The organism is Mangrovitalea sediminis (genome assembly GCF_002514725.1).
Taxonomy (GTDB): domain Bacteria; phylum Pseudomonadota; class Gammaproteobacteria; order Pseudomonadales; family Oleiphilaceae; genus Mangrovitalea; species Mangrovitalea sediminis.
Genome location: NZ_NTLB01000007.1, coordinates 270117 through 285869 on the forward strand (window position 1 = coordinate 270117; position 15753 = coordinate 285869).

Sequence of the window (15753 nt, forward strand, 5' to 3'; positions counted from 1 at the left end):
CTGGATCATATCTAAACAGCTAGTGGCGCTTTGGAGTAAAGCCCACTCCTTGCTTTACGGCCATACTGGCGCGGCGAACAACGCATGAACCGCTTGAAAGCCGCGCTGAAGGATTTTTCGGATTCGTATCCCAGCGAAGTTCCGATCTCTAGCAGCGACTGGCGGGAATACGTCAAGAGGTCGGCAGCCAAGAGCATCCGCCACCGAGTCAGATAGTCCATGGGAGTCACTCCAACGACCTTTTTGAACTTAACGGCAAACGCGGTGCGAGACATGGCAGCCTCACGGGCGAGCCCTACAAGCGTCCAACGCTCATTCGGCGCCTGGTGGAACGCTGTAATGGCGGCGGCCAACCGCGTGTCGCTCAGCGCGACGAGCCACCCTTGTCTCTCCGGCGACACTTGCGAAAGATGACTACGCAGGGCATCGACTAGGACGATGGTCGCCAGCTGCTGCGCAACCACGAAATCGCCAGGCTGTCGGTCGGACAGTTCCCGTCGCATGCGCTCCACACACCAGCGCAACGTCTCGCCATTTTGGGAGTCATGGATGTGGAGGATCGAAGGAAGCGTCGACAGCAGAAGATCCGCCGGCCCTTCAGAGAGAGTAAAGTAGCCACCGACGCTGAGAAAATCGCCGCCACCATTGTATGTAATGATCCTGCCATCGGCCGTCGCAGGCAAGATGCTTTGCACGTCGACAGCCTCAATGGAGGGATCACTCGATACCCTAAACGCCTTGCCAAGCGGCAGAAGGAAGCATTCCCCTTCCCGAACGCGCAGTGGCTCGGACCTGTCTTCGACCGAAACCCAGCACTCCCCTGATATCACCGCATGAAACTTGATGCCGTCATGTCGGCCGAATTGAACCGCAAAATCACCACCGGCGTTAAAACCACCAGAGACATAGCTACGAAGCTTCAATAGCGAAAGCAAATCAGAGAGTGGATCCATTTTGGAAGTTTTGAACGATTGATGGATTTATTTGGACTATAGAGGGTTTTGCGTTCAATCACCAATACCTATCCTTCATCTTCAACAGGAATAGGAGATAGGCCATGCGTGTATTTGTAACTGGAGCAACCGGCTTCATCGGCTCAGCCATCGTCAGCGAACTGATCTCCGTCGGCCATGAGGTCACTGGGCTGGCACGCTCGGAAGAATCGGCGAAGAAATTGAGGGCTAGGGGAGCAACTGTGGCCCGCGGGACCGTCGAAGACCTCGAAATCCTGCACCAAGAGGCGGGGAAAGCGGATGGCGTGATCCACTGTGCGTTTTTTCACGCCCTGTCGCACATGACAGTGGGTTCGCGCTTGCGGGTAATGCTGGGAGGGTTGCCGACGGGCATTGTCGGACGGTTCACAGTCACTGCCGCTGGCGCCGATCAGCGAGCCATTGAAGCCATGGGCCATGCACTAAAGACTGGGGCACCGCTAATCGCTGCATTTCCGACCATGGCGCTGAAGGCTGGACGGCTCGCGGAGGAGACCGATGCGGCAGACGCCCAGTCGGTTGGTGGCGCAAGGGCGCAGTCTGAACAAGTGGTAAAAACACTTGCTGAGCGCGGCCTTCGCGCGGTAACGGTGAGGCTGCCACCCTCGGTCCACAGCGAGACAAAGCAGGGGCTGGTAACGCAACTGATCGCCATTGCGCGAAAAAAAGGTGTCTCCGCTTATGTTGGCGCGGGAGAAAACCGGTGGTGTGCCGTGCACCGCCAAGATGCCGCTTCACTGTTCGTCCAGGCGTTGGAGCGCGGTGAACCGGGCGCGCATTATCACGCCATCGGCGAGGCGCCAATCACGCTACGGGCTATCGCTGAGGAAATCGGTGCGGTATTGGGTGTGCCATCCAGATCCCTATCGGTCAGGGAGGCAGAGCGGCATTTCGGCTGGCTGGCGCCCTTTATCGGCACCGACAACCCGGTCACGAGCCAGATCACTCAGGAGGTGCTCGGTTGGGCGCCGAATGGGCCGGGGTTGCTCGCGGACATGGCAGCAACTCCAGCCGGCGCCAGCGCGTCCGGGCAAAGCACCTGACTCGCGCCACTTCATTTAACCGTCCCAGGCTTATCACAGGGAATACGGTTTTCGCTTTGGCTGAATCGCCATGAACGCCCCCAACAACCGCAAAATGCTTGTTTGTATTTCGGCATTCAAACTCATTAATCCGACTCAGCGCTCTGAAAAGAGTCCACTCCCAGAGTCCGCTTGTGACAACGGCATAACGGTACGAATCATCTCTGACTGGTGGTCGTGCTCCAATTTTCCCATTCACCCGTGGGGGGGGGCTGGCGACCGCCCGACACTGCTAGGCACAGAGGACCTGCCATTGGAGCGATGTACCGGTCAAACCCCGATAAATGAGTTTAGCCAGTTCGTTGGCGGGATGCTCCAAATAAAGCATAGAGGTCATCCAGTTTTATCGCAGGGCTGGCAAGACTCCGTAGCAATAGTGACGATTCAGTCCTGCCAAAAATGGACAGTCCAAACTCGACATTTTTTCGTTGGCTGTTATCTAGCGAGAATGCAAACACAATTAATAAATGGAGGAGAAACCAAGGGTCAAAACGAAAAGCCGAGACGATCCTAACCTCACAAGCCTGTGCCCATCTATCGTCATTAATCGTCGAAAACCGCTTCCAGCAAGGCTTTCAGAGAAGGCGTTACATGAGACCTATCTTTTTGAATTAACACAATTAGCACCGTTCTCCGACACCGTGCACCATAGGTAGAAGCTGCCCTCCGGAGGCAGAGGTCAGAGGTTCGAATCCTCTCGGGCGCGCCATTTTTTCCTTAATTTTCAAAAGCACAGAATCACAGCCTTTTTGCCCCGGCATCCCGGTGCAACTGACCCTAACCCCGTTCCTTACCGCACGCTGACGAGCCGCCGGGCTGCTTGACCCTTTTGCTATGGCCACGACCGGATAAGCTTCATCGTGTAGGGCTGACGCCCCTTTTTGGCTTTGCTATTTTTCGGCGCCTACCGCCTCGCTTACCTGCCACATCCAATAATCGCCTAAACGTCGCACACTCTAAATGAGAGGGCGCCGGGCAATCGGCGACATGGCGGATCGTATTGCGCAACGCTATCAGCTCTCGGATTTTTCGGTCGATCTCATCCGCTTTGGCGTGAAGCACGTCGCGCGACAGCTCCGGCATTCCGTTCCGACCGAACATGCCAGCAATCTCTTCAAGCGAGAACCCGGCCGACTTTCCCATCACGATGAGCTTGAGCTGCAACAGTACCTCGTCGGAAAACTGTCTACGCAACCCACGCCGGGAAATCGAGGAAATCAGCCCTGCTTCCTCGTAATAGCGCAGCGCCGAAGGCTTGATTCCGCTTAGCGCCGCGACATCTCCGATATCCAGAACTTTCACGCTTGACCTCAAGTTAACTTGAAGAATTAGTCTGTCCTCAAACCGAAATTCAGGCAAGAGGAAAAGACGATGGAACAGACAGAATTGCTCGCATTGGAGAAGACACCCGCGAGGGTCACGATCCCACTGGCGCTGGCGATGTTGCTGGCGTCACTCGGCACGAGCATCGCAAATATCGCACTCCCGACACTGGCCAAGGCATTTTCGGCACCATTCGTACAAGTGCAGGCGGTCGTCGTGGCCTATCTGGCAGCCCTGACTATCTCAGTCGTGATCGCTGGGCGGCTCGGAGACAGACTTGGGTTGAAGCCTATGCTGGCCACTGGTCTTGCCGTGTTCGCCGGCGCCTCTATGTTGTGCGCCATCGCGCCGACCTTGTGGTTATTGATCGGCGCGCGAGCTCTTCAGGGCATCGGCGCGGCCTTTCTGATGACGCTCGCCATCGCCTTGATGCGCCAAACTGCAAGCGAGGGGCGTATCGGGCGGGCCATGGGCCTGCTCGGCACGGTATCGGCAATGGGGACAGCTCTCGGCCCTTCTCTCGGCGGGCTGCTGATACCGATGACGGGATGGCGCGGCATCTTCTGGGTGCAGGTGCCGCTGGCGATTCTGGCTCTCTTCCTAGCCATATCGATGCTGCCTCCCTCCCCTAACAAAGGCAAGGCAGCCTCTATAGGCCTACGCTCGGAAATGAATCTGAGACTGGCACCCAACCTTCTCGCCAACCTACTGGTAGCCTCCGTCATGATGACAACACTGGTGGTTGGCCCATTCTATCTCGGCATGGGGCTTGGATTGACGGAGACGCAGGTCGGCTTTGTCATGGCGGTCGGCCCCGTAATTTCCATCTTCAGCGGTGTTCCAGCCGGGCAACTGGTGGATACCTTTGGCTATTCCCACATGCTCGCAATCGGTCTCATACTGCTAGCCGCCGGGGCATTCCTGTTGGCATTGCTACCGAACATGATTGGCGTTACAGGCTATGTGCTCTCCATCATCATACTGACTCCGGGCTATCAACTCTTCCAAGCCGCCAACAACACAGCCGCGCTGGCGAACGTCCTCAGTGATCGGCGAGGCACCGTTTCCGGATTGCTCAGCCTGTCCCGCAATATTGGCCTGATCACCGGGGCGTCCGCCATGGGCGCCACCTTCGCCTTCGGGGTGGGGACGGACGAGCTATCTCACGCTACTGCCCTTGGTATCACCTCAGGGATGAGGTTGACTTTCCTGGTCGCTGGAGGACTAATTTTGGTCGCAATGGGAGTCATGTTTAGACATTTCCATTCCGCCCACACCAAACATCCTCAATGAACGTCATCACCGCCATAAACACCGCCGAAACCCACCATTGCCCCTCATCAGTGGCGAGCCCCCCCTCCAGTTCACTATCATGCGGTAACACCATCCGGGCCACGCCTTTCGCCCCCCCAACCATGACAAGACGAGGGACAGACCACCCATGAGCAAGCTTTACAACGTTTACGCTATCGGTAACGCGCTGGTTGATACCGAGGTGGAAGTCAGCGATGCCTTTCTGGAGAAGATGGGGCTTGAGAAGGGCATGATGACGCTGGTGGACGAGCATCGTCAGCGGGAGCTGGTGGATGCACTGGAAGCGGAGGCCAGGCCTCACAAGGAAGCCAGCGGTGGTTCTGCGGCCAATACCATCATCGCCACCAGCTATTTTGGCGGCCGGGCCTTTTACAGTTGCCGGGTGGCCGACGATGCAACGGGGGCCTTCTATGTGCGGGACCTCAAGGCAGCAGGCGTGAACACCAACATGGACCGGGGCGACCGGCCCGAGGGCGATAGCGGCCGCTGCCTGGTGCTGATCACCTCCGATGCTGAGCGCACCATGCAGTCTTTTCTGGGCGTGTCGGCCGGTGTCTGCGAAGACGATCTCGACGAAGAGGCCCTGAAGGCGTCCGAGTATGTCTATCTGGAAGGCTATCTGGCCCCGTCACCGAGCGGTAAGCAAGCGGCGATCACGCTGCGCCGCAGGGCCAAGGAGCACGGCGTGAAGGTGGCTCTGACCCTTTCCGATCCCGGCATCGTGGCCCATTTCGGCGACGGCCTGCGGGAAATGATCGGCGACGGCGTGGATCTGCTGTTTTGCAACGAAGACGAAGCGATGGCGTTCACCGGCGCAGATAACCTGGATTCTGCCCTGGGCGAACTCCGGCAGTGCGCCACAGGTGTCGTGATCACCCGCGGCGCCGAGGGTGCCTGGGCCTGGGACGGCGACCAACTGCACGAAATTGCAACCAAGCCGGTGAAGCCGGTGGACACCAATGGCGCCGGCGATCTGTTCGCTGGAGCTTTTCTCTACGCCATTACCGAAGGCCGGGATTACGCTACCGCCGGGCGTTTGGCGGCGGCCGCCTGCGCCGAGCTGATCTGCCAGTTTGGTCCACGCCTGCCGGCGGACGCGCATCGACGGATTCGACGTGAGGTTTTGGGGGCTTAGCCGCCCGGACCTTGAGACCGGATACGAGAAGGCCCGGCGGTTTATACCCCGGGCCTTCCTGCGACACCGTCAGTCGCCGTTTTTCACACACACCAGCAGCGCATTGCCGGACTCGCCATCCCAGGGCAAGATCCGCTCGTAGTCATGCTCAAAGACATGTACCTCGAAAAGCGGCGCCAACAACGCCCGCACGTCCTCGATCCCCGCCGCAACCATCCGATGCTCATCCTGCCAACATTGGGTTTCTCCCGCCGTGGTCTTCTCGATGCGGAGCCGGAGCGACTGCATCTCGCCGGTACCGTCGTAATGCCAACCGGAGCGAAACAGGAAATGGCTGCCGTGGTGTTGGGCATTATGCTGCACGTACAGGTTGTTGTTGATCCGGTTCTTGTCCACCAGATTGAAGCAGAACACCCCTTCGGGGCTCAGGGCCTGGTGCACGCTGCCGAAACAGGCCTTCAACTTGTCGAGGCTCTGGTTGTAGTGGATCGAATAGAGGAAGCAGGTAATCAGGTCTTGCGGTTCCTCGACACGGAGTTCGCTCATGTCGCCCAGGATAAACCGGGCTTCGGGACAGCGGTTTCGGGCCTGGTCCAGCATGGGCTGATGAATGTCGAGTCCCATGCAGTCATAGCCGAAATCAATGAAGTGCCGTATGTGAGGCCCCGTGCCGCATGCCAGATCGAGGTGTCGCCTGCCCTGGTTGCCGAACAACTGATGCAGACGATGCACGGCATTGCTCTGCGCCGGGTAATCGATATCGGCGCACATGAGGTCGTAGTAGCCGGATAAGTCGGTATAGAGCGCAGTCGAGGACATCGGAACCTGACGGATGGGCGGTTTTGAGGGTCGCTGATCATATAGTAGGCAGGGGGTTTTGCGAAGCGCAAAGTTTACCCCGTGGACGGTCCGGGTTCCGGATCAAGCGGGTCGGCGTCATTGACTTTCACGCCCTTAGATCATGGTTCTCACCACGCTGAGATTCAGTTACCCCGGAACCCAATCAGGCGAAATGATTACGCCTGGACCCTTCAGCGCGACGAATGAATCAAACAGGTCCTCGCGCTCACTGGTCCAGTTAGAACCCTCTTGGACGCGCCACACCAATACCTGCGACCGTTCAAAACTTCAGCAGTTGTTCAGTTCTTGATAATACTCATTGAATGCACTCCAGATTGGGCGAATAGTTCGCGACGCAGGTCCCTGCGTCGTTGTTCGACAACCTGCGCTGAAGTATCCAGACGACTGATGGCAGTACAATCCATCCGTAAATTCGCGGCTCCTTAAAAGGACAATGGCTCAAGCCCACGTAGTCAGGAGACAACGTAGTCAGGAGACAACGTACATGCGGAAGAATTGCCCAGTTGCGCAAAGAACTACGAGCTTCCTTATTAGACTGGGCAGTGTGTAGCGGCCTGAAATCGGCGCACCTTAAAGAGGACTAAACCGGGTTTGCCGGGACGGCTTCGGCCTGGATGGGGGCTCGGACGAACCGGCCGCGTCCTTCGCGTTTGGCCCGGTAAAGTGACTCGTCAGCGCAGCGGATCATGTCCTCCAGGCGCCATTCCCGGCCGGGAATGGCGTGGCAGATGCCAATCGAGCAACTAAGGAAGCCCTCGGTACCGCTGATCGCGCAGGGAATCTGCTTCTCCTGCCAGTGGCGCAGAATTTCGCTGGCCTGCTCATCACAGTCCTCTTCGCCACTATCGAGCGTAACCGCCAGGAATTCCTCACCCCCGTAGCGGCCCAGCACATCGGTCTGACGCCTGAAGACGGCCCGCAGTATCTCGGCCTGGGTGATGATGGCCTTGTCTCCGGCCAGATGTCCGTAGGTGTCATTGAATTCCTTGAAGTGATCCATGTCGACCATGAACACCGCTATCGATTTCCCAGATCGGCGACTGAGATTAAAAAGCTGTTCACTCTCCTCGATCAGGGCGCGTCGGTTGAAAAGGTTGGTCAGTGGATCGGTGGCGCTCATCTGCTGAAGCTGCGCGTTGGCCTCGTGGATACGGGCGAAAAGATCGTCCAGGCGGTAAATTGCGATGGTACCAATAAAAAGTGAAGCCACCACGAAACCGAAGACGACCTGGGTATGTTCACCGTAAATGGGAAAATTGAAAACCAACAATGCAAACCCTGCCGACACCAGGATGCAATACACAACGGCGAACCGGAAAGACATGCCCAGAACAAAAAAACCGAAAAACGCATAAAGCAGGGTTCCCTCGTAGGGGAAGGCAATCTGACTCTGGCGCCAGCACAGATAGATCAGGCCATAGTTGGCGTAGGTGAGTACCAGAATGCTCGCTGCCAGAGCGACCTGGTAGTAGCTTGGAAAGCGGCGATGAAAGGTGAACAACAGCAACAAAAGCACCGCCGGAAGCTGCAGGCACAGGCGGTCTATCAAATAGATCGGGTGCAAAGATGACGGCAGCAGCGCCAAATCCGCGATCATGAACAAGCCGATGAGTATGCCGCCGATCACCATTACCCAACGCAGCTTCCTGAGATCGGGCTGGAGAGTATCCTCTAGAAAGATATAGGAAATATTCACAGGACAAGGATACCCTTTTGCAGCAGAGCCACCACACAAGCGACCGATATGCCGTTAGTCCAGTCATAACGAACGGAGTATAGCTCATCGAGGCGGGAGCGGAGCCCCGCGGCCCCATGGCCGGGCACAATCAGCCTATCCGGCTGGACAAAGGCAAATGACCATCAGGGAAAAACCTGGAACAACCTCTGGCCAGTCAACCCATCTCAACAGCACTGGCGACCATCCCCTCCCCTGTTTCGCTAAGTGCAGATTGAACCCCAAGATCCGGCAGGCTCTCTCGCAGGTATATTCCCAGCGCACCGTTAGACTTTACAAAGCCGGGCTCACAGACGTTGCAACCCCCTTACGTTCGCTATCGCACAGAACGCGTGGCTGACCCGGCGTATATCACTATGAAAAAGAAAAGGCACTGGCTGGCCGAGGGTAGGTTTTATGGTGCAAAGACCACCACCGCACTCGGTAACAGCGAATTAAGTACCGTAATGCTGGGGAGTCATCATGATGTCGGCGCTTGCCCCACGGGTGTTCCTGCTGGATGTCGACAACACGCTGCTGGATAACGACCGCTTCGTGGCCGATCTCACCCAATGGCTGGATGACGCTGTGGGTAAGGCGGCACGCACCCATTACTGGTCGATCTATGCCGAGCGGCGTCAACGCCTGGGTTATGCCGACTATTTGGGCGCGCTGCAGGCGTTACAGGACGCCTATGATGGTGAAACCATGCTCATCCGGATGTCATCCCGTCTGCTTGACTATCCCTTCAAAGACCTTTTGTACCCGAAGGCTCTCGCCGCCATCGAGCACCTTAGAAAACTCGGTACCACGGTCATTTTTTCCGATGGCGACATCCTGTTTCAGCCACGCAAGATTCAGACATCCGGCCTTTGGGAGGCTGTCGACGGCTGCGTTCTCGTCTACCCACACAAGGAGCGCCGACTGAACAGCCTACAGCGACATTTCCCTGCTCAGCATTACGTCATCGCGGATGACAAGCCACAGCTGCTCGCGGCGATGAAACGGCAAATGGCAGATCAATTGACCACTGTCTTCGTCAGGCAGGGCCATTACGCTGGCGAATCCGAAGATGTCGACATAGATCCAGCGCCGGACCGGACCCTCTCACACATCGGCGAACTCTGCAGTTTCACTCTCTCCGATTTTCTCGGTGATCGCGTCGTCAGCAGCGAACAGCCATCGCCACCTCACAACGCAAGTCGTTTTCCCGGGGGCGTCATGAAACCGATCGGTCAGCTGCGCAGGCTGGGGCAAAACCTTTGGCTAGACAATGTCACTCGACAAATGCTTGATGACGGCACGCTGGGGCGCTACATCCAGGGTGACACCATTACCGGTCTGACGTTGAATCCACCGGTCCTGGACAACGCCATCGTCAAAGGCCCGGCTTATGACCCTGGCATTCGGTTGAAGGTGCAGAAAGGGATCGTTGGAGAGCAGCTTCTCACCGAACTGGCACTGGAGGATCTATGTCGCGCCGCAGACCTTTTTCTACCGCTATTTGAAGCAAGCCAGCACGTTAATGGCTGGGTTGCCATGGATATCTCGCCGTTGCTGGCCAGGGATAGCGAAGGTAGCATCCGGGCCGCACGGCATATCCAACTACTGGCGGACCGCCCCAACCTGATGGTGAGCATTCCAGGCACGCCTGAGGGTTTGCCGGCCATCGAAGCCTCCATCTATGCCGGTGTGCCGATTAACGTCACCAGCCTGTTCTCGCCAGCACACTATCTGGCCGCTGCCGAGGCCTACCTGCGAGGTATCGAACGACGGCTTGAGTCCGGACTGAACCTGCAGGTCGGCTCGATCGCTTCCGTCTGTGTCAATGCCTGGGACCACGCCGGCCCTGACCGGGTTCCGCAAAGGCCGTACGACCAGATTGGTACGGCCATCGGCGCCGCCACCTACCAGGCCTATCGCAAGCTTCTGGATTCACCACGGTGGCGTCGCCTTGCCATTGCCGGGGCCCACCCGCAAAGGCTGGCTTGGGTCAGTAACAACAGCAAAGACAGGATGGAGTCAGACATGAGGCATGTCGAAGCGTTAGCCGCGCCGGATACCATCCACATCATAACGGAGAACACCCTCCTCGCCTGCGCAGATCACGGGGAGTTCATGGATCGCCACGGACTTCGAGAGACGGACACGCTGGCCGAAATGGCGTCGTTTCAGCAAGCCGGCATCGACCTTGACATGCTCGCTCGCCAGTTACAGGACGACAGCGTGAAGGCGCTGGTTACAACCTGGCTGCAACTACTGAAACACCTCACGGACAAGAGCGTCGCGCTGATCAATGTCCGCAGGCGTGACCGCGGCACTTCAGAATGAACAGCCATCTTAGCGGGCACCAACAACCTAAAACGCGTCAACGGCATTTTGCGCCGAACAGGTTTTACCCAATGGAGACGCACTGAGAAGGAGACATCACATGGAGACCAATAGCGCAAAGTTTCAACAGGGCTCGGTAGATTGCAGTAAAGTCCGGCACGTCGCCGAGCAGATATTCCGGGATTATACCGGGGGTATCAAGATACGGCTGTGGGATGGCACGGAAATCACACTGGGACAGGCCCAACCCAAAGCCACCATCGTTGTAAACAACGCGGAGATCCTGCGCGACCTGGCGTGGCATCCCGACCCGCTGCGCCTCGCCGAGGCCTATTTCCGCGGTGATGTCGACGTTGAAGGCAGTCTCTACGCACTCTTACTGGAGCGGACTCATTTACAGTCCCTGAAATTATCCCTTAAGGACAGGATTTCTCTGTTTTATGCCCTGCTGTTTGCTGGCCATCCATCCTCGTTGGCCGTTCAAAGCCAGGCGTCCGTTCGTAGTTCGCAATCCTGGAAAGCCAAGCTGTTACCGCACCATTCGAAAGCACACAACCGTGAAGCCATCGCGTTCCATTACGACGTATCCAACCACTTTTACCATCTATGGCTTGACGACCAGATGGTCTACTCATGCGCCTATTTTAATGAACCAACCGAAAGTATTGATCAAGCACAGCACAACAAGCTGAATCACATTTGCCACAAACTTCGCCTCAAGGCAGGTGAGCGTTTTTTGGACGTCGGGTGCGGCTGGGGTGCGCTTATTTGTCATGCCGCTCAGCATTACGGTGTCCATGCGCATGGCATCACGTTGAGCCGCAAACAATATGAATATGCCAACGCCAAAATCCAGACACTTGGAATGGAAGACCAGGTTTCCGTAGAGTTGCTCGACTACCGGGATTTGCCGAAAGGGGCGGTTTTCGACAAGGTCGCAAGTATTGGCATGTTTGAACATGTCGGGCGTAAGCATTTGCCGGCCTATTTCCATGCGGTGAACAGTGTCCTGAAGCCGGGGGGCTTGTTTCTAAATCACGGCATTACCGATAAAGAAGAAGGGCAGCATAAGACGGTCGCCATGGAATTTGCCAAGCGTTACGTCTTTCCTGACGGTGAGCTCGACAGCGTGAGCAACGTCCAGCATGCCATGGAACGAATCGGTTTTGAGATATGCGATGTTGAGGCGCTCCGCCCCCACTACGCCCTCACACTGCGTCACTGGGTAAGTCGACTGGAGGCACACCGAGCGGAAGCACTTGCTCAGGTCAGCGAGGCGATATTTCGCGTTTGGCGGCTCTATATGACCGCATGTGCCCTGCAGTTTGAGTCCGGGTCCATGGGGATCTATCAAATACTGGCGGCAAAACAACAGGAAGGGCTTGTGGATTTGCCATTAACGCGACGGGATCTTTATCAGTGATATCTGCTCACCCAATACCTTGAAGTCAGGAGGCGGACTTATTTCACTGATGGGTAAACAGCCGATCGGTCTCCTTCTTTACCACGGCATAGCACTCGCAGCACAACTGCTCCAGTCTTGGCCGGTCCAGGACGGTGATGTGGCCACGGTGATAGGAGATGACGCCAAGTTTCTGTAATTTGCCGGCGGCTTCTGTCACGCCTTCCCGACGAACCCCCAGCATATTGGCGATGAGCTCCTGCGTCATCGTTAACTGGTTATCCGGCAAACGGTCCAATGACAACAATAGCCAGCGACATAACTGTTGGTCGATCGAATGGTGTCGGTTGCATACCGCGGTCTGCGCCATTTGCGCGATCAATGACTGCGTATAACGGAGCATCAATTCCATGAGTTCTTCATGACGACTGAACTCTGACTTAAACGCTTTCGCCGGCAACCGATAGGCAAATCCCGCACTTTGAACCACGGCCCGATGCGGGGCGCTGTCCCCCCCCATAAATAGCGCGATACCGATCACCCCATCATTACCAACAACGGCGATTTCGGCAGAAGCACCATCCAACATGACATAGAGCAGCGAAACAATGGCGTCCGCTGGGAAATAGACATGCTGCAAAGCCGCACCTGGCTCATAGATCACATCTCCCAATGCCAGAGAGACCTGCTGCAGATGCGGGGCAAGTCGCTCCTGGATAGCGATAGGTAAAGCCGCAAATAAATGGTTCTGCTGTGGACAGACGATCTTCGGCATCGTTAGCCTCCTTGCACGGCACCCTATGCACACCAGAAATAGCGAGCGCCCGCGTTCGATCCTAATCCGCGAACACCAGCCACCCTCTGACTCAGATCAATAATCTGCGCAGGCGTGCACGCTCTGTACGCTACCGAACCGTCCAATGCCAACTATTCGTCCAAGCTTACTCCGATCCCCCTTACCGGAGCGGACGGGATGCCATGATCCGTATTCAGAAGCCGTCGATCCGGCACATCAGCTCATTTCATAGGGCTTACGGCAACTTCGTAGAAGTGCCAGGAGGAATGGCGTGAAGCCTTTACCGAAGCGCATCAAGACAACCCACATACATCCTTCGGATATACAGGGACTTAACCGACTGGTCATAGACGCTATTACCGGTTTGACCGGACTGGTGGAAACGGTGCACTACACGGTCTTGCGTCTGCAGCCGCCGCCGGAGACATCCACGCTATCCATAGCTGGTGGCATAAAGTTGATCTACCGGAGTATCTGGCAAGTCACCAAGGTGGTGGGTGATATCCTGGACACCCTGATAGAGCAACTCGTTCCATTGGTTGATCCCGACGGTTCATCATTTGCTCGAGAGGCCGTTGTTGCCGCCTTGAACGGTGTTCTCGGGGATTACCTTGAAGAGTCGGGCAGTCCTCTGGCCATTCCCATGACGCTGCGTCAGCAAGGCCGACCTTTGGCATTGCAAAGAACATTACTTTCTGAGGCGTTTCCACAAGCCTCTAACAAGGTGATGGTGTTAGCGCACGGCCTTTGCATGAACGACCTGCAATGGGGTCGCGAAACATCAGAAACACCAGGCGTTGAAGGTGTCGTACGCTACGTTCGCCTGGCTCAGGCCCTGGGTTATACCCCCGTTTTCCTCCACTACAACAGTGGTCGTCACATTTCGACAAACGGCCGCGAATTTGCGTCGCTACTGGAAACGCTGACCCAAGAGTGGCCGCTCCCGATAACAGAATTGGTGATCATCGCTCACAGCATGGGTGGGTTGATTACGCGCAGCGCCTGTTATTACGGTGCGCAGGCAGACGGCCATTGGCTGAAGCCTCTAAAGACCATCGTTTTCCTCGGCACACCCCACCACGGCTCGCCGCTTGAGCGCGGGGGCAACTGGGTCGATATGACACTTGGCGCGACGCCCTACACAGCCCCCTTCGCACGTCTTGGCAAGATCCGCAGCGCCGGCATTACCGACCTGCGTTACGGATACCTGTTGGACGAAGACTGGCAGGGACAGGATCGTTTCCAGCGTATGGCAGACCGGCGGCGGACGGTTCCGTTGCCACAGGGCGTTCGATGCTACGCGGTCGCTGCGACGACGGCAAAAGAACCGGGCAACATCGGTGAGAGATTACTGGGAGATGGCCTGGTTCCCGTCAACAGTGCATTGGGCAGACATAAAATAGCGGAATTACAACTGCCGATTCCCCTGCCTCAGCAGTGGATAGCCTACGGCACCAGCCACTTTGGATTGCTGAGCCAGCCGGCTGTTTACGAAAAGGTTGAGGGCTGGCTCGCCGCCCGGAACGACAGGGACCTCTGCCGCACAAGCAGACGGCGTTCCCTATTCAGCAATTAACCATGAAGGATGCTTCAGACTAAGTTCGGCACCGCACCGACGCTTCGTTCAGAAACGAATAGATTCGTACAAGAATGCCTAGGCGGTAACGGGATCGGATCCCGTTCGGGCAAAACAAGGAACGTAATAACCACCGAATCGGGAAATGGGAGGCGACTATGTCATTACTTGCATGGATCATTCTCGGGCTTATTGCCGGATTCATTGCCAGCTGGATTGTGGGCGGCACGGGACAAGGTGTGATAGGGGACATTATCATCGGTGTCATTGGCGCTGTGGTTGGCGGCTGGCTGTTCAACTTCTTTGGTATGGCCGGTGTTGGTGGGTTCAACCTATACAGCCTGCTCGTGGCGGTGGTTGGGGCCGCAGTATTGCTCGTGGTGTACCACCTGATCACCCGAACGCCACATTCCTGAGATCGAACAACATCCGGTTCAGGGATCAACAAGGTCGGGCGGCGTAGCACTTTCACTACGTCGCCTTAAAAGGGGTTTAGCGGCCCCATTGCGCCACCAGGAATTGAGAAGATGAAAATCATTAAAGCCTACGCTGCAGCACTGCTGCTGGGCCTGACACTAGCGACAGCCGGGGCCTGCGCCTCTACAGCGACCCATGAAAGCACGGGCGGCTACATTGATGACAGCGTAATTACGGCCAAAGTGAAGACAGCCATTTTCAACGATCCCGCTCTCAAGGTGTTCCAGATCAACGTCAAAACCTATAAGGGAACGGTTCAACTCAGTGGATTCGTCGACTCGGAAGCTGCGGCTAAAAAAGCCGTTGAGGTTGCGGGTAAAGTCCCCGGTGTTCAATCCGTCAAAAATGATATGCAGATAAAATAAGCACTGCTGTCACGCCCCGCCTTCACAATCCCCGGCGGGGGAAAGCACGGCCAGAAGCGGCCATGAGTGACGGCGCCCTTATAAGAAAATCCTGTTCTACCCCGCTCTACTTTTTCATTCGTGAGTCCCTGAAATGTTTGTGCACGACCCCTTTCGCGGGCGTGGATTCTATCTTATAGCCTCCCGACAAAATGCAGCGCAGGATCCACACGAATTGACTCTGTGTGGTAGCGTACGGACAGCGTGATTCCCAGTGTTCATTATTATGGGTGCGGATATGCTGAATTTTGCATGGAGCTTCTTGAACCTCATCTTCAAACGCATCCAACGATGCCAGATAAGCGGCCCAAACGAGCCCGTCCGCCACCCTGAGAAACAGTGACAC

General features: G+C 56.5%; 13 protein-coding genes and 1 tRNA gene. 9 read left to right on the forward strand and 5 right to left on the reverse strand.

Annotated elements, in window-relative coordinates; translation table 11 throughout:
* Window positions 1–11: 11 nt before the first annotated feature.
* A complete protein-coding gene (locus tag CLR77_RS18305) occupies window positions 12–953 on the reverse strand; it encodes an AraC family transcriptional regulator (protein ID WP_097462144.1) in 942 nt (313 codons plus the stop codon).
* 104 nt (window positions 954–1057) lie between these two features.
* Here CLR77_RS18305 and CLR77_RS18310 point away from each other — a divergent pair, with 104 nt between their 5' ends.
* Both CLR77_RS18310 and CLR77_RS18315 read left to right on the forward strand, forming a co-directional pair.
* Window positions 1058–2035: an SDR family oxidoreductase gene (locus CLR77_RS18310; protein ID WP_097462145.1), complete on the forward strand. Its 978-nt coding sequence runs from the start codon at window positions 1058–1060 to the stop codon at window positions 2033–2035.
* Between the two features lie 680 nt (window positions 2036–2715).
* Window positions 2716–2783 (forward strand) — tRNA-Ser (locus CLR77_RS18315).
* 146 nt (window positions 2784–2929) lie between these two features.
* Here CLR77_RS18315 and CLR77_RS18320 read toward each other — a convergent pair.
* Window positions 2930–3376 carry a helix-turn-helix domain-containing protein gene (locus CLR77_RS18320; protein ID WP_097462146.1) on the reverse strand — a complete coding sequence of 149 codons (447 nt, stop codon included), beginning with the start codon at window positions 3374–3376 and terminating at the stop codon, window positions 2930–2932.
* Window positions 3377–3445: 69 nt separating this feature from the next.
* Between CLR77_RS18320 and CLR77_RS18325 the strand changes: the two genes are divergently transcribed.
* Window positions 3446–4690 carry an MFS transporter gene (locus tag CLR77_RS18325; protein WP_097462147.1) on the forward strand — a complete coding sequence of 415 codons (1245 nt, stop codon included), beginning with the start codon at window positions 3446–3448 and terminating at the stop codon, window positions 4688–4690.
* A gap of 148 nt (window positions 4691–4838) precedes the next feature.
* On the forward strand, window positions 4839–5846 hold the full coding sequence (locus tag CLR77_RS18330) for an adenosine kinase (RefSeq protein WP_097462148.1): 1008 nt from the start codon (window positions 4839–4841) through the stop codon (window positions 5844–5846).
* Between the two features lie 69 nt (window positions 5847–5915).
* Here the strand turns inward: CLR77_RS18330 and CLR77_RS18335 are convergent, their stop codons facing one another.
* Window positions 5916–6665 carry a class I SAM-dependent DNA methyltransferase gene (locus CLR77_RS18335; protein ID WP_097462149.1) on the reverse strand — a complete coding sequence of 250 codons (750 nt, stop codon included), beginning with the start codon at window positions 6663–6665 and terminating at the stop codon, window positions 5916–5918.
* 622 nt (window positions 6666–7287) lie between these two features.
* On the reverse strand, window positions 7288–8403 hold the full coding sequence (locus CLR77_RS18340) for a GGDEF domain-containing protein (protein ID WP_143269444.1): 1116 nt from the start codon (window positions 8401–8403) through the stop codon (window positions 7288–7290).
* Between the two features lie 501 nt (window positions 8404–8904).
* Between CLR77_RS18340 and CLR77_RS20230 the strand changes: the two genes are divergently transcribed.
* Window positions 8905–10752, forward strand: a complete 1848-nt coding sequence (locus CLR77_RS20230; protein WP_198962823.1) for a transaldolase family protein — start codon at window positions 8905–8907, stop codon at window positions 10750–10752.
* A gap of 100 nt (window positions 10753–10852) precedes the next feature.
* On the forward strand, window positions 10853–12175 hold the full coding sequence (locus CLR77_RS18355) for an SAM-dependent methyltransferase (protein WP_097462151.1): 1323 nt from the start codon (window positions 10853–10855) through the stop codon (window positions 12173–12175).
* Between the two features lie 43 nt (window positions 12176–12218).
* On the opposite strand, the gene CLR77_RS18360 is transcribed toward CLR77_RS18355, so the two are convergent.
* Window positions 12219–12929 carry a Crp/Fnr family transcriptional regulator gene (locus CLR77_RS18360; RefSeq protein WP_097462152.1) on the reverse strand — a complete coding sequence of 237 codons (711 nt, stop codon included), beginning with the start codon at window positions 12927–12929 and terminating at the stop codon, window positions 12219–12221.
* Between the two features lie 292 nt (window positions 12930–13221).
* Between CLR77_RS18360 and CLR77_RS18365 the strand changes: the two genes are divergently transcribed.
* The 3 genes from CLR77_RS18365 (at window position 13222) to CLR77_RS18375 (ending at window position 15368) form a co-directional block, all read left to right on the forward strand.
* Complete coding sequence (locus CLR77_RS18365; protein ID WP_097462153.1) at window positions 13222–14526, forward strand: PGAP1-like alpha/beta domain-containing protein; 1305 nt, start codon at window positions 13222–13224, stop codon at window positions 14524–14526.
* Window positions 14527–14684: 158 nt separating this feature from the next.
* Window positions 14685–14942 carry a GlsB/YeaQ/YmgE family stress response membrane protein gene (locus CLR77_RS18370; protein WP_097462154.1) on the forward strand — a complete coding sequence of 86 codons (258 nt, stop codon included), beginning with the start codon at window positions 14685–14687 and terminating at the stop codon, window positions 14940–14942.
* Window positions 14943–15053: 111 nt separating this feature from the next.
* Window positions 15054–15368, forward strand: a complete 315-nt coding sequence (locus tag CLR77_RS18375; protein WP_097462155.1) for a BON domain-containing protein — start codon at window positions 15054–15056, stop codon at window positions 15366–15368.
* The last annotated feature ends 385 nt before the right edge of the window (window positions 15369–15753 follow it).